This is a genomic window from Spiroplasma endosymbiont of Tiphia femorata, assembly GCF_964020225.1.
In the GTDB taxonomy this organism is placed as follows: Bacteria; Bacillota_I; Bacilli_A; order Mycoplasmatales; family VBWQ01; genus Spiroplasma_E.
In genome coordinates this window covers 1,181,117-1,196,439 of the sequence record NZ_OZ026544.1, presented here as the reverse complement: position 1 = coordinate 1,196,439, position 15,323 = coordinate 1,181,117, and the positions used below count along the sequence as shown (strand labels likewise).

Here is a 15,323-nt window from a genome sequence, read left to right as displayed (position 1 = left end):
AAAGAGGAGAAATTAAAAAATGGTAAAAGAAAAAATGTCATCTGCAACAGAGTTAATAAAAAAACTTGAAAGTATAAAGTTAAGATATCAAAAACAACATAATACTCAAATTCCTTATTTTAAAAGAATTATTGAAGAATTAAAAGGTATATCTTTGGTTGCAGATATTCCTAATGTTATTAAAAATCTTAATTATCTTCAAGATAATTGCGGAAAAAAGTACTAAAAAATATTCTGATAAAGCAATAATGCCAATTTTATCTTTGTTTACTGTAACTATTAGTTTTTTAGAAGCACAAGTAAATAAGGGGGCATTAGCAATAGATTTTAAAAATATATATAAATATGATTTGAGTAATGTTTTAACTACTTCAGAAGATAAGTTATTTGTATTAGGTTCACAAACTGATTTAGAAGTTAAAATAAAGTATAGAGATAGTTCTAAAAGTTTAGATGATTTAACACTATATGATAGTTCAGACATTAATGAAATTTTTAAAGAAATGCAAGAAAAAATACATGATTTAAAAATACTAAAAGAAGCTAAAAATAAAATATGTGGACAAATTAATAATTTTAATTTGAATTTCAAAAATGAAAAACAATTAGCAAGAAGATGGTGACATTGACCACTTAAATTTTTGACTTGTGGAATGTGAGAAAGTAATAAAATTAAAGCAATTAATAATAAATATAGTAAGGATAGTTTTGATAAATTAATTCGCGAACATAATGGATTAAATACTAAAATTAATGAGTTAGAAAGTGATATTAAAATTTTAAAAACTAAAGTTAATAAATCAGAAAAGAAAACTAAAATATTAGGAAGTAGTAGTTTAAATTATGGTAAAAAATGAAAATCAATAAATGATTTAGATGAGCATAATATTGTAGAAAAGAGTTTTTCATATCAAAATTTGTTATAAGACGTTATTATTTGGTGATAATTTTTTTTTAATTTAAAATAAAAATTAATCTCTTTAAAATTTTATTTTTAAAGAGATTAATAATATTTTTTGTTAAAAGGATATAATTTAAGCAATAAGAAATAATAATTATAAAATTATTTTAAATTTTAGTAGTTTTAGATATTTTACTTGGAAGTAATGTTGTGGTTGTAATTCCCATCAGTAGTAATAAAGGTCATTCAAACTCTAATAATGTATCTAAGTCTAATTTATTTGTTAATAAAAAACCTAAATATAAAACTACTGCCAATAAAAATGCAAATATTATTGTTAATAATTTAATTATAAAATAAAATTTAAGTTTTTTTAATTCGTATTTATAATTTTCAGTTTGTTCATCAGTTTCTTTTGAATTCAAATTATTTTCAGTTTGAATATCACTTGTTTCGATAGTTTTTTTTACTTTTTGATCATTTTTATCATTTGTTTTTTGAATCTGTTTTTGTTTCATTTTATCCTCTTTTTTTAATTTATATAGTCATACACACTTATAGTATATCAAAAATAATAATTAAATAAGATAAAAAAGTATAAATGTTTGTTTTTGCTTAATAAACACTAAAAATTTACTTTTTATTAAGTAATTACAGAAATTATTTATAATGTAATTGATTTATTTAATTCATCATCATATTCTTTTAAGAGTTGTTTTGAATCGTTTATAATTTGTTTTACTTCTGGTGAATATTGCTCCATTTGTGCTTGTGATACTTCGAACCTTCCTATTCTTATTAGTTCAAGTTCAATGTCTCTAGTATTTTTTTCTTCTTTTGATTCAGAAGAACAAGATCATAATGATGATGGTTCATCTACAAATAGTTCTTTTTTTAATTTTTGGATTTCTTTTCAAATATTTTTTATTTTTTTTCAATTTCTTTAATGTTCATTTTTTCTTTTTTACGTTCTTCATTTAAAATTAGTATGTATTCTGTAATTCCAAGTGGGTCATTATTAATTTCAAAAAATTTAATTAAAGATATTAATACCTTAATGCCAGTATTTTTGCTATTTTTTATTATTTGTGCAATATTTGGATACTCTGTTTTAAATTGTGTTCAGTTTTTTGATTCTTGTTTATTATCATTATCTTGTAATGGTTTTTCTTCCAACGTTTCGAATTCTTGAGATTGTTGAGGATTTTCCTCATTAACTTTTGTATCATTATCTAAGATTATAGTTTCAAATATTTTTAATAAATATTCATCTGGTATTTTTTTGTTAATATTTTTTAATGCTTCTTTTTTTCTTTTTTCTCATTCCTTTTGAAATAGTTTTTCTTTTTCTATATAAGTTAAAGGCATATCTTTTAATCTTTTTCCTTTCTTTAATTTTAATTTAATAAAAAACCTAATATAGATAAATTTCTATATTAGGAATCAACTTTTATTAAATTATAAATAAATATTAGCATAAAAAATAATTATATTTATAAAGTTAATATTTAACACGAATAAATATAAGTAGTAGATTTATTAATGTATAAGTTGTATTAAAATTAAGATTAGCGTAGTCAATTTTCTTATTTTATGTAGAAGTAGTTATTTTATCAAACTAGGAATCCTTTACATTATTTATTGTAAAAATTAAAAATTATTAAGTTACAAAATGATAAAATTAATATATAAAAAGTAAAGGAGGAAGTAAATGGAAAAAATTGGTGCTGCAGTTTATTTACATTTAGCAAATTTAGAAGAAATTAAAAATTATACCGAATTATTAGCCAAGAATAATATTAAAACTATTTTTACAACTTTAATTAGTTTTAAAAAAACAGATTATGAAAATTTAAAAAAATTAGTAGTATTAACACAAATTGCTAAAAAGTATAATATGCATGTTTTTGCAGATATTAATATTGAATTTATTAATGAATTTAATCTGAATCTTAATAAACGACTTGATTTCATAAAGTTTTTTAAAATGTATGGTTTATCGGGTATTCGTTGCAACGAAGGAATTGATATTAAGCATCAAGCAAAATTAAGTCAAAATCGTTTAAATTTTAAAATATTTATTAATGGTTCATATGTTATTAATGATATCAACTACTTAATATTATTTTATAAAGTTAATGTTAATAACCTTATTAGTTGTTATAATTTTTATCCACAAAGATATACCGGTGCTGATATTGACTTTTTTTGTTTAAATCAATCTGAAAGCGTTGTTAATAAAATTCCATTTGCCAGCTTTGTTACATTATTAGGAAAAGATAAAATTGGACCTTGAAAATATAATGATAATTTACCAACATTAGAACTGCATCGTGATTGACCATTGGTAACACAAATTCGTCATTATATTGCTTTATACATTGATATGATAATTATTGCTAACCAGTTTTTAACAGAATATGATTTGAAAATGATAAATGAAATTGATTATAAAAATTTATCGTTAAAAATTGAGTTAAATTCTAATATTACTGATAGTGAACAACAGATTCTTTTTGATAAAAATATTCATAAAGTTAGATCTGATTTAGCACGTGATATAATTCGTAGTGTTATTTCTCGAGTTATATATCAAGAATTAGATATCCCTGCTAACAATACTAATCAATGATTAGAAAAAGGTGATGTTGTTATTCTTAATAATAAAGCACAAAATTATCGTGGTGAATTACATATTATTACAAATAAAATTAAAAATGATGGTATTCGTAACGTTGTTGGCAAACTTTCTAAAGAAGATTTAAATTTTATTCCATTTTTAGTATCAAATCGTTCATTTAGATTTATTTTATAAATAATTTTTTTGTTTTATTTATTAAAAACATAAACATTTAAAATATGATAAAATCATTAAGTATTATTAAATAATAGTTAGTAAGTGTGAAATTTTAAAAGATAATCTTACTTTTAATTTTTTTTAAAATAAAAAGTTTAATATTGTATAAAAATATTGATAATTTTTTAATTTACTAATATAATTGTTAAAGTAAAATAAAAAATAGGAGCTGACATGAATGCATTCAGTGAAAAAATCACCATCATCAGACAACAAAGAAAACGAAGAACGAACAAGTAGTGAACAAGAGTTTCAACGTCTTTTAAAAGGATTTAGTAAAAAGGCCCAAGAAACTAAAAGAGCAGAAAAAAGACATAAACATTTTCTTTCTGCGCGTGATGAAAAACGCGAAAAACAAAGCGCTGCTGCTAAAAAGAAAAAACATCGTAAGTAATAAAAAGGAAAAAATGGTAATCACTGTTAATTATTATTGGCGGTGATTTTTTATATGAAATATCCTTTTGTTCAACAAGAAACAGAAAATGATTGTGGTTTGGCATGTCTTGCTATAATATATAGGTTTTATTTTAAGAAAAAGTTATTAATTAATGACATAAAAAAAGATATATTTTTAACAAAATTGGGAATTAATCTTTTAGAATTAAAACAATTGGCTAGTAATTATAATTTATTATTAAAAGCTTATAATATTAATTTTGATAAATTAAAATCACTAATAATTGTTAAACCATTAATTATTCAAATATATAATGCTAATGTCGGATTTCATTTTATAGTTATTTACAAAAAGAAAAAAAATAAATGACTGGTGGCAAATCCAGAAGATATTGAACTTAGTTGAAAAAATATTGAAGATTTTACAAAAATTTTTACGAATGTTGTTATTTCAACTAATATAATAAATAAATTTTTTATTAGTAATAAAAAAAAGATGAATAAAATTAAAAATTTTTCACCATTTTTGATTCCAAATTATTTATATTATTCATTAATTATTATAATTAATAATTTATTTTTAGTTACTACCTTTTTTATAGCACAAGTATTTTATAAGCATTTTATTAATCAAATTATTTTAAATAATAGTTTACAGTTAGCAATGATTTTATTATTAAGTTTCTTTTTTATTAATTTAATGAAAATTTTAATTGAATATATTTTAAATAAAATATGTCAAAAATTTTATTTTTATTTCAATAACTTTTTAGTAGATTTATTTCATAATAAATGATTTAAAAATAAACCAATAGAAATACAAAAATATAATGGTAGTGATTTTTTACAAATATATCAAGATATTAATAACATATCAACTATGTTTTGTCATAATAGTTTAGAGATAATTATTAATTTTATTACTAGTGTTATTGTTAGCATAGTTTTGATTAAGATTCATTTTATGATTTGATTAGTAAATTTATTAAATGGTTTTATAACAGTATTAATTAATTTTATAATAATGTTATGAAAAAAACCATTAGTAAAAAAAGAACTAATTACCAAATTAGATTTGCAGCAACAAATAATTTTAAGTCAAAAAAGTTTTGAAGATGCCTATTTTCGTAATTTGCAACTGCATATTAAAAGTATATTAGTTAAAAAGTATAATACACATATTAATAATTATTGACAATTAAATAATTTAGTTATTAATAATAGTTTGTTAACAAGTTTTATTAAAAATATTATTAGTTTTATTACTATATATTTATCATTAATATTAATTTTTGATGGTAAAATTAATCTATCTCAATTAATATTTATTACTAGTATTAGTATTTATATTAATTCTTTTTTTCAAAATATTGGTAATAGTCTTATTTTCTTTCCGGTTTTTATTAAATCATTTCAAAGATTTAATAATTTTATTAATTGTAGATTACAATATAAGAATAACAAAAAAATTTTTTTCAATATCAATTAATAAAATAGTATTAAAAGATTGTTATTTTAATTTAAGAAATAAAGTAGTTTTTAGTAATTTAAATTTAATATTAAAACAAAGTAATATTATTATTGGTCCTTCTGGCATTGGTAAAACAACCTTACTATCATTATTAATTCAGAAATATGTGCCTTTTAAAGGTAAAATTTTAATTAATAATGAAATTGGATTAGATAATATTTCATATGAATTTTGACAAAAAAAATGTATTTATTTACATTCAAATTCTATTATTCATAACGGTACAGTTTTAGAAAATATTTTATCATTTAATATTACAAAAGAAAAATTAATAAATTTTCAAAAATTAGGATTTAATGATCTCTTGGGCAGTTTAGGTTTAACAACATTTTATTATTGTCAAGAATATGGGGCTAATCTTAGTCAAGGTCAAAAACAAATAATTATTTTCTTAAGTTTATTTTTTTATGATTGAAAAGTAATTTTATTAGATGAAATTTTGAGTAACATCAATAATGATTTAAAAATAAAGTTAATAACTTTATTATTGAATCATTATAAAAAAATAATTATTATTTATGCAGGTCATGATTTAACACTAGTAAAATTATTTAAAAATGTAATTGATTTAAATAATTATAAAAGTATAGATGGTAATGAATAATGATTTTTTTTAGAAAAAGTACTTATTTATTAGGAAGTAGTTCAATTTTTCTTTTTTTAGGACTCTTATTAGGTTTAAAAATTATTAATATTCCTCATGTTTATGCTGTTAATGGTCAAACTATTTTTATAAGTGAGACAAGATATGAAAATAAGGGACACTTTGCTTATTTATTAGATTTTAAAAGAGAAGAATGTTTAAAGTTTAATAGTTTTAATCAAATTACTATTTTTTTCTCTATTAATAAATGTTATTTAACAATTTTTTTTCCAAAATGAAATGATAATAATCAACTTTTAATTGAAGAAAACATTAATTCTAATACATATTTAAATCAAATGGTATTAATAATTATTGGTAAAGAAAGTTTGTTAACATTTATTTGAAATAATATTACAACATAAATGTAAATATTGATATAATTTAATCAAAAAGAAGTTAGGTAGATAAATGCCAGCAAAAATTAATATTGTAAATATTTACAATGATCATAACTATGACATTAAAAATTTTAATATTTTATCAGAAAATATTTTAAATGCAGTAGCTATTAAGTTAAAACAGAAAATTACATGGTGTATTGCTGTTATTTTTAATGACGAACAGACTAGTATTGAATTAAATAAAATGTATCGTCATAAAGATTATGTTCCTGATGTTTTATCATTTGGAAATAATGATGATGATTTTCCAAATATTAATATTGATATTAGAGATTTAGGCGATGTTTATATTTGTTATTCAAAGGCAGTAGCGCAAGCACAAGAATATGGTCATAGTTTAATTAGAGAATTATCATTTCTTTTTATTCATGGATTACTTCATACATTAGGATATGATCATCAAAATAGCGTAGAAGAAAAGGTTATGTTTGATTTACAAGATGAAATTTTAAATATTCTTGGTATTACTAGAAAATAAGGAGTGGTATAATGGAACAAGATATAGATTTATTAGTATTATTGAAAAAAGCAAAAGTAATACAAAAAAATGCTTATGCGCCTTATTCTTTATTTAGAGTTGCTGCAATAGTAATTTTGAAAAATAGTAAAGAAGTGTTAGGAGTAAATGTTGAAAATGCTGCATACTCAGTAGGTATTTGTGCTGAAAGAGCAGCTTTGTCACAAGTTATTGCTCAAGGTTATAAAAAAGAAGATATTATTAGTCTATTTTTAATTACTGATAGTGAAACGGTTGGTTCTCCTTGTGGTATGTGTCGTCAATTTATGATTGAAATTATGCCAGAAACATGCCCTGTTTATATTAGTAATAAAAATGAAAATAATGATACTAAAACAATTTGTAAAATATTAGTAAAAGACTTATTACCTTTAGCGTTTAAACCAAGTTCATTGAAAGGGAATTAATTTATGACTAATAATTTTAAATCAGGTTTTGTTAGTTTTATTGGTAGAAGTAATGTTGGAAAATCAACTTTATTAAATACCATTCTTCAAGAAAAAAAGGCAATTGTGTCTAATAAACCACAAACAACCAGAAATCAAATTCAAGGTATTTATAATAGTGATGATATGCAAATCATATTTTTTGATACTCCCGGCATTCATAAACATAATAACCAACTTGGACGAATGATGAATCGCGATGCTAACCGTGCCACTAAAGAAACTAACATTATTTGTTTATTAGCGCCATGTAATGAATACATTGGAAATAGCGATAAACATATTATTAAATTATTATCAGAAAGGGTAAATACAACTATTCTACTTTTATTAACTAAGGTTGATTTAGTAACAAAAGAAAAATTAATGGATAAAATTAATGAGTGAAAAGATTTATTACCATTTAAAGAAATAATTCCAATTTCTGCTATAAAAGAAATGAACTTAGATATATTATTGAAAAAACTATATGAGTATTTACCAATTGGTGAAAAGAATTATTTAATTGAAAATAACGATGATGTTTCAGATAATACTTTAATTAAGGAAATTATTCGTGAAAAAATTTTAAATTTAACAGAAGAAGAAATTTCTTATAGTGTAGCAGTATTAATTGAAAGTATTAATTATAATCCAAATACTAATATTACTGATATTAATGCTGTTATTGTTGTTGAACGCGACTCACAAAAAGGAATTATTATTGGTAAAGGAGGTAGTATGATTAAAGAAATTGGAATAAGAGCTAGAACAGATTTAGAAAGTATTTTTGATTCTCATATTATATTAAAAACTTTTGTAAAAGTAATACCTGATTGAAGAAATAATCCTAGAAAATTAAAAGAGTTAGGTTATAGTTAAAATATGTTTAATATTGATACTGGTTTGATTTTAAACATTAACTACATTAAATCAATAAATAATGTTACCATTTTAACATCAAATTATGGTGTTAAAATAGTTTCTTTACCAGAAATAAAAATCAATTTAAATAAATATAGTCTTTTAGATTGTTGAATTTTTATTTTTAATCAAAATTATGATTGTTCAAACTTATGTATAACATATAAAAAAATAAAAAGTTTTAATAGTTTTATAAATGAAAAAAGTTATCAATTGATTAAAAGTTTTAACAAGATAATTATTAATTATTTAGAAAAAATTAGTATTAATAATAAAAATATCTTTTCTTTTTTATTTAATTTATATGAACAGTTAATGATAAATAGTAACTTTAAGAAAGTTTATGTTTTTTTCTTATTTCATAGTTTAATATTTCAAGGAATTCAGTTTAACTTTACTAATTGTATTAATTGTAATCAAATAACTAATTTGTATTTAATTAATTATGATTTGGGTGGTATTTTTTGTAAAAATTGTTCTTTAGAATTAGCTATAATTAATTTTGACATTGTTTTGTTTAAAAAAATATATCAACTTTATTTATTAAATTATCAAGATATTAATAAATGAAAAGTTGAAAAAGAAGAACTTAATAAAATTCTTAATATTTTAGAAAACCACTGTCAAAAATATAATAATAAATTAATAATTACATAAATATTTTAATAATTAGTTGTTATATTGTTTTTAATAATATATAACACTTATAATAGGTTGACAAAACCTATCTATGAACATATTATTAACAAGATTATTCTTTTTAGAGATTTTATGTATTATTTAAGATATTTAAGAAAATTTTTATGATTAATGGAGGGGCAATGATTAATAAAATTATCAATGATAAGTCAATGAAGGAAATAATTACTCATTTAAAAGAAAATGGTTTTATTTTTCAAGGATCAGAAATTTATTCAGGTCTTGCTAATAGTTGAGATTATGGTCCGCTTGGTGTAGCACTTAAAAATAATATTAAGAAAAGTTGATGAGTTTTTTTTGTCGAAAAAAATCCATACAATGTTGGGTTAGATAGTTCAATTATTATGAAATCTAAAGTTTGAGAAGCTTCAGGGCATTTGAGTAATTTTAGTGATCCATTAATTGATTGTAAAAAATGTAAGTCTCGATTTCGAGTTGATAATTTAATTAATCATTATTTTCCTAGTATTAATTGTGATAATTGAAGTAATGAAAAATTAGAAACATATATTAATCAAAATCATATTAAATGTATTAAATGCAATAATGAAGATTGAACTAAAGTTAGACAATTTCAATTAATGTTTGAAACATATCAAGGTGTTTTAAAAGAAGATAAAAATAAAATTTATTTAAGACCTGAAACTGCACAAGGAATATTTATAAATTTTAATAATGTAAGAAATAGTTGTAATAAAAAAGTACCATTTGGTATTGGTCAAATTGGTAAAAGTTTTAGAAATGAGATAACTCCTGGTAATTTTATTTTTCGTACTAGAGAATTTGAACAAATGGAATTAGAATTTTTCTTTATTCCAAAGGATAAAAATGATAACACTTGATTTAATTATTGAGTTGATCAATGTAAAGAATTTCTCTCTCTAGTAGGTTTATTGAATTCAAAAAATATAAAATTTAAAAATCATGAACAAAATCAACTAGCACATTATGCATTAGCAACTACTGATATTGAATATAATTTTCCTTTTGGTATGAGTGAATTATGTGGTATAGCTAATCGTGGGAATTATGATTTAACAAAACATAGTGAGAATTCTGGTGTAAATTTTGAAATTCAAGATCCTAATGTTACAGTAAAAAGAATGGTTATTCCTTCAGTTATTGAACCTTCAATTGGTGTTGAAAGGCTTTTATTAGCTTTAGTTTGTGAAGCATTTACAAAAGAAGTTTTAAAAGACGATAAAGAACGGTTAGTGTTAAAATTAAATAAGAGTATTTGCCCTTATCAAGTAGCTGTTATGTCTTTAAATAAAACAAAATTGGGTAAAGAGGCATATGAAATTTTTGAAATGTTAAATAAAACACAATTAAGAGTAATTTATGAAGCATCATCAAGTGTTGGTAAATCTTATCGTTATCAAGATGGTATTGGTACTATGTATTGTGTAACAATTGATTATGACACAAAAACTAAAGGTACTGTTACAATTAGAGATCGTGATACTACAAATCAAGTTATAGTTAAAGTTGATCAACTTAAAGAATATTTATATGACAAATTAGACATTATTTGTTAGAATTGTGTGAAAAAATATGGATATCGAGTTTAATAAAAAAATTAATGAAGTTAAAGCAAAAATTAATATTGTTGAAGTTATGGGTAAATATTTAAATTTGATCCGTAAAGGCAATAATTTTTGAGCTATCTGTCCTTTTCACGAAGACTCTATTCCTTCATTATCAATTTCACAAGAAAAACAAATTTATAAATGTTTTTCTTGTGGTGAACAAGGAAACGTTTTTATTTTTTTACAAAAATATAAAAATATTAATTTTATTAATGCTCTTAAAGAAGCAGCAGATAATGTTAATTTAAATTTAAAAGAGTTTGATATTAATTTATCTGAATTTAATGTTGAAACTAAAAAAAATCCACTAAAAATTTTAAATAATATTACAATGAATTTTTTTAGTTATCAGTTACTAACTGATATTGGTCAAGAAGCAATGAAATATTTACAAAATCGTAATATTACTACTGAAAATATTAAATATTTTAATATTGGTTATGCACCTATTAATAATGAATTAATAGATTATCTTAATGCACAAGGTTATAAAGATAATATTGAATTTGTAAAATTAGGACTTATGAAAATTAATAATAAGGATCAACTTCTTCCTACCTTTTCAAATCGAATTATGTTTGCTATTAAAGATGAAGATGGAGATTGTGTTGGTTTTTCTGCAAGAAATTATAATAGAGAAGATAAAAGTTATAAATATATTAATAGTCCAGAAACAGATTTTTTTAAGAAAAGTAAAATTTTATATAACTTTAATAATGTTAAAAATTATATTAAAAAAAATGAAGTTATTTATTTGACTGAAGGTTTTATGGATGTTATTGCTCTAAATAATCAAAATATTAAAAATGTTGTTGCTTTAATGGGAACAAATTTAACAAAAGAACATATTTTACTTTTAAAAAAAATTACTATTAATATTATTATTTTTTTAGATGGTGATTTACCAGGAAAAATAGCATCTTTAAAAATAGCTAGTGTTTTATTATCAAATAATTTTAAAGTACAAATTATCAATAATGATACTAAATTTGATCCTGATGAATTAATAAATAAATTTCCTCAAAAATTTTATGAAATAATAAAAAAAACCATTCATCCTTTTGAATTTGCAATTAATTTATCATTAACTAAATATAACATTAAAAAAGATAGTTATGAACTTAATGAATTTTTAAAATCATTAGTTCCAATTTGAACAAAAATCAATGATGTTATTACTAAAAAGTTTTACTTAAATATGTTAGCAAAAATAACTAATTTATCCACTGAAGACTTAATACAAATTTTAAATATTGATAATAATTTAGTAACTACAACTTTTAGTATCAAAAATAAATCTAAAATAGAAGTAAAAAATATTTTTTTTGAAGCACAAGAACAACTTATTTTTTTAGTAATGTTATCAAAAAATGTTTATTTAATTTTAGAAAAAGAAAAATTTATTTTTCCAAATCAAGATTTTATGAATTTATACTTTTTAATTAGTCAAAAATATCAAAATAATCAAATAGAAGCAATTAATTTTGATTTAATTTTAGAAGAACTTAAAGGTAATTCACTTTTAAATATTTTAGAAAAACTTCTTGATAAGTATAAAAATAAAAAGTTTGATTTAAAACCTCAAATTATTAATGATTACTTAAAAATTATTAATAATCAACTAATTGATTATGAAATAAAAATGATCAATGATAAATTGAAATCTGAAAAAAATATTGAAAAACAAATATTGTTATTAAAAGAAATATCAGTATTAAAAAATAAAATAAAGAAAAAATAAGTATGATGATAAATTAAGGATAAAGTGAAAATATGGCTGTTATACAACAAAAAACGAAATTGAAAAAACTTTTAACTTTAGAGGAAGTAGAAAGTAATTTAATTAAAAAATTAGAAAAGAGTCAAACAAAAGAATTAAAACAAGAAGATGTCATTAAAGAGTTTGCACATTTAAAATTAGATGATGATACGATTGAGGAAATTTTTGATCGGTTAGAAAAAGAAGGAGTAGTCTTTACTGATATTTTGATGGATGAAGTTGAAGATGATGCTAATTTTACCGATATTGATGATGAACAATTACCTGATGATTTAGATATTGATATTTTAGTTAGTGATTTGAGTTTTAAAAATACAATGGGGATCTCTAATGATACAAGAAGAAAAGATGGAATTAAGTCTTATTTTAATATTTTGGGAACGAGTCAAATATTGAGTCAAGGTGAGGAAATTAAATATGCTAAAATGTTAGAATCAAAAGATGTTGAGGAAAGAACATATGGTCGTGAGCAATTAATTAAATCAAATTTAAAATTAGTAGTTTCTGTTGCTAGAAAACATTTAAATCGTGGTTTAGATTTTGCTGATTTAATTGAAGAAGGTAATATTGGTCTTATTAAAGCAGTTGATAAATTTGATTATCGCCGTGGTTTTAAATTTTCAACTTATGCTACTTGATGAATTAGACAATCAATTACACGAAGTTTAGCTGATCAAGGTAAAATGGTTCGTGTACCTGTTCATATGGTTGAAAGAATTAATAAGTTAACAAGAATTGAAAGAAACTTAACACAAGAATTAGGTCGTGATCCTACTCATGAGGAAATTGCCAATAAAATGGGACAAAACATGACAGCCGATCGTGTTCGTGAAATTAAAAAACTTGCTATTGAACCAGTATCTTTAGAAAAACCAATTGGTGAAGAAGATGATACACATTTTGGTGATTTTATTAAAGATAAAAATATGCTATCTCCCGATGAATATGCTGAAAGACATTGATTAAGAGAACAATTGGATCGTGTTTTTGCTGAAGTATTAACAAAACGAGAAGAAAAAGTTATTAGAATGCGTTTTGGAATTTTACCAACAAAATTAAGAAGATTATTAGAACTTTGTGAAGATGAAAAAGAAATTACTGAATTAAAAACAGTAGTTAATAATTTACAGTTACACTATGATACTAGTTTAGATAAAACAGAATTGTTAAGTGATAAGGTTGTTCATCGTCATATTACTAAGTACGATTCTCCAAAAACTCTAGAAGAAGTTGGTAAAGAATTTATTGTTACAAGAGAAAGAATTAGACAAATAGAAGCAAAGGCAATTAGAAAATTAAAACATCCGTCTAAATCTAAACATATTAAAGAATTTTATAAAGGATAATAGTTAAAATGTTAACTATCAATAATATAATTAATGTTTTAGAAACATATTTTCCTTTAAAAGATGTTTGTGAATGAGATTTTTCAGGAATACAAATTAAATCAAAAACAAAGACCAATATTAATAAAATTTTAGTTTGTTTGGATGTTACTAATGAAGTTTTAACTGAGGCCATTAATAATAATATTGATTTAATAATTTCTCATCATCCATTAGTTTTTGCCAAAGATATTAATCAATCTAATATTTCAAATTGAAAAAAAGAATTATATAGTAAAATACTAATAGCAGATATTAATGTATATTCATTACATACTAATTTTGATATATCATTAGTAGGTATGAATATGTTGATGGCTAAAGAATTAAAAATTAAAAATATTCATTTTATTAATGAAGAAAAGTTGGCAATAGTTGGTAAATTTGATAGACAAATGCCATTAAAAGAATTGATTAATAACTTAAAAAAATATTTTAATGTTGCAAATATACAATTGGTTAATAATAAATTGAGTGATAACAATATAGTGACTGTTGCTTTATCTGCTGGTGCTGGTGGTGATATTATTAGTAATTTATCTAACAATATTGATTTATTAATTACTGGAGAAATGAAATGAAACTATATTATGGAAGCTAAAGATAGAAAAATTAATGTTATTTTGGTTGGTCATTATATGGAGCAAAAATTTGTTGATTTTCTTTTTCAATTACTTATTGAAAAATTATCAACAAGAGTTAAAGTTTTTAAATATAATCTAGAAAATCCTATTACTTTTTTTTAAACTTATAAAATTTAAAAAGGAAAAAACTATTTTTTAAATAAAAATAAGTTTTAGGGGGTTGATAAATATGATTTTAGAAGATTTAGAACCAATGACTGATCAAGAGTGTCAGGCAGTTAGTGGTGGTTTTGCTCAATTTTAATGGGTGCCATGTTAGCAGGGATAGCAATTCCTGTTATTAAAAATTTATGAAATAGTGTTTCAGGAAGTATTAAGTTACCAGGTGGTATTGAAAGTAAATGAGATAGTTCTAAAGATGAAAGTAAAGATTTAACAAAAATTAAAGATGAATTTAATAAATTTCAAGAAAAATTAACACATTTAATACCGCCTTTTTATGAATTTTAAAGAACTTAATAATACAAAAAAACCAAGAGAAAAAGCCATTAAATATGGCTTTGACGCTCTTAGTGATAATGAATTATTAGCAATTATTTTGCGAACAGGAACTAAAGAAAAAAAGTATTATTTTTAGCGCAAGAAATAATTACTAATTTTAATGGTCTTGAAAATTTAAATAAAGTAA

Annotated in this window: 19 protein-coding genes; 17 read left to right on the top strand and 2 right to left on the bottom strand. The window is 21.5% G+C overall.

Features of this window, described 5'->3' with window-relative positions; all coding sequences use genetic code 4:
• Window positions 1-19 precede the first annotated feature (19 nt).
• Both AACK83_RS07385 and AACK83_RS07380 read left to right on the top strand, forming a co-directional pair.
• Window positions 20-226, top strand: coding sequence for a hypothetical protein (locus AACK83_RS07385; RefSeq protein WP_338957413.1), 207 nt, complete (start codon window positions 20-22; stop codon window positions 224-226).
• Between the two features lie 22 nt (window positions 227-248).
• On the top strand, window positions 249-926 hold the full coding sequence (locus tag AACK83_RS07380) for a hypothetical protein (protein WP_338957411.1): 678 nt from the start codon (window positions 249-251) through the stop codon (window positions 924-926).
• 142 nt (window positions 927-1,068) lie between these two features.
• Here AACK83_RS07380 and AACK83_RS07375 read toward each other — a convergent pair whose 3' ends face one another.
• Window positions 1,069-1,419 (bottom strand): hypothetical protein, encoded by a 351-nt coding sequence (locus AACK83_RS07375; protein ID WP_338957409.1) that lies wholly within the window; start codon window positions 1,417-1,419, stop codon window positions 1,069-1,071.
• A gap of 406 nt (window positions 1,420-1,825) precedes the next feature.
• The gene (locus tag AACK83_RS07370) at window positions 1,826-2,269 is read right to left on the bottom strand and encodes a hypothetical protein (RefSeq protein WP_338957406.1); all 444 of its coding nucleotides are present in this window, start codon (window positions 2,267-2,269) and stop codon (window positions 1,826-1,828) included.
• Window positions 2,270-2,612: 343 nt separating this feature from the next.
• On the opposite strand from AACK83_RS07370, the gene AACK83_RS07365 reads away from it, so the two are divergent.
• The 15 genes from AACK83_RS07365 (at window position 2,613) to AACK83_RS07295 (ending at window position 15,272) form a co-directional block, all read left to right on the top strand.
• A complete protein-coding gene (locus AACK83_RS07365) occupies window positions 2,613-3,716 on the top strand; it encodes a MupG family TIM beta-alpha barrel fold protein (protein ID WP_338957403.1) in 1,104 nt (367 codons plus the stop codon).
• A 220-nt stretch (window positions 3,717-3,936) separates the two neighbouring features.
• Window positions 3,937-4,152, top strand: coding sequence for a hypothetical protein (locus AACK83_RS07360; protein WP_174480618.1), 216 nt, complete (start codon window positions 3,937-3,939; stop codon window positions 4,150-4,152).
• 54 nt (window positions 4,153-4,206) lie between these two features.
• The gene (locus tag AACK83_RS07355) at window positions 4,207-5,643 is read left to right on the top strand and encodes a cysteine peptidase family C39 domain-containing protein (protein WP_338957399.1); all 1,437 of its coding nucleotides are present in this window, start codon (window positions 4,207-4,209) and stop codon (window positions 5,641-5,643) included.
• A complete protein-coding gene (locus tag AACK83_RS07350; protein WP_338957397.1) occupies window positions 5,525-6,289 on the top strand; it encodes an ATP-binding cassette domain-containing protein in 765 nt (254 codons plus the stop codon). Before AACK83_RS07355 ends, AACK83_RS07350 begins: the two co-directional genes overlap by 119 nt.
• A complete protein-coding gene (locus tag AACK83_RS07345) occupies window positions 6,289-6,693 on the top strand; it encodes a hypothetical protein (RefSeq protein WP_338957396.1) in 405 nt (134 codons plus the stop codon). The genes AACK83_RS07350 and AACK83_RS07345 overlap by 1 nt, the downstream gene beginning before the upstream one ends.
• A 46-nt stretch (window positions 6,694-6,739) precedes the next feature.
• Window positions 6,740-7,210, top strand: a complete 471-nt coding sequence (ybeY, locus tag AACK83_RS07340; RefSeq protein ID WP_174480613.1) for an rRNA maturation RNase YbeY — start codon at window positions 6,740-6,742, stop codon at window positions 7,208-7,210.
• Between the two features lie 11 nt (window positions 7,211-7,221).
• The gene (cdd, locus tag AACK83_RS07335) at window positions 7,222-7,656 is read left to right on the top strand and encodes a cytidine deaminase (protein ID WP_338957389.1); all 435 of its coding nucleotides are present in this window, start codon (window positions 7,222-7,224) and stop codon (window positions 7,654-7,656) included.
• A 3-nt stretch (window positions 7,657-7,659) separates the two neighbouring features.
• Complete coding sequence (era, locus tag AACK83_RS07330) at window positions 7,660-8,556, top strand: GTPase Era (protein ID WP_338957386.1); 897 nt, start codon at window positions 7,660-7,662, stop codon at window positions 8,554-8,556.
• Window positions 8,557-8,559: 3 nt separating this feature from the next.
• Complete coding sequence (gene recO / locus AACK83_RS07325) at window positions 8,560-9,255, top strand: DNA repair protein RecO (RefSeq protein ID WP_338957383.1); 696 nt, start codon at window positions 8,560-8,562, stop codon at window positions 9,253-9,255.
• A 146-nt stretch (window positions 9,256-9,401) separates the two neighbouring features.
• A complete protein-coding gene (locus AACK83_RS07320) occupies window positions 9,402-10,835 on the top strand; it encodes a glycine--tRNA ligase (RefSeq protein ID WP_338957380.1) in 1,434 nt (477 codons plus the stop codon).
• A 16-nt stretch (window positions 10,836-10,851) separates the two neighbouring features.
• Window positions 10,852-12,627: a DNA primase gene (dnaG, locus tag AACK83_RS07315; protein WP_338957377.1), complete on the top strand. Its 1,776-nt coding sequence runs from the start codon at window positions 10,852-10,854 to the stop codon at window positions 12,625-12,627.
• A 32-nt stretch (window positions 12,628-12,659) separates the two neighbouring features.
• Window positions 12,660-14,012 (top strand): sigma-70 family RNA polymerase sigma factor, encoded by a 1,353-nt coding sequence (locus tag AACK83_RS07310; protein ID WP_338957374.1) that lies wholly within the window; start codon window positions 12,660-12,662, stop codon window positions 14,010-14,012.
• An 8-nt stretch (window positions 14,013-14,020) separates the two neighbouring features.
• The gene (locus AACK83_RS07305) at window positions 14,021-14,797 is read left to right on the top strand and encodes a Nif3-like dinuclear metal center hexameric protein (RefSeq protein WP_338957371.1); all 777 of its coding nucleotides are present in this window, start codon (window positions 14,021-14,023) and stop codon (window positions 14,795-14,797) included.
• A 141-nt stretch (window positions 14,798-14,938) separates the two neighbouring features.
• Window positions 14,939-15,145, top strand: coding sequence for a hypothetical protein (locus AACK83_RS07300; protein ID WP_338957368.1), 207 nt, complete (start codon window positions 14,939-14,941; stop codon window positions 15,143-15,145).
• Window positions 15,135-15,272: a UPF0758 domain-containing protein gene (locus AACK83_RS07295; RefSeq protein ID WP_338957365.1), complete on the top strand. Its 138-nt coding sequence runs from the start codon at window positions 15,135-15,137 to the stop codon at window positions 15,270-15,272. Before AACK83_RS07300 ends, AACK83_RS07295 begins: the two co-directional genes overlap by 11 nt.
• The last annotated feature ends 51 nt before the right edge of the window (window positions 15,273-15,323 follow it).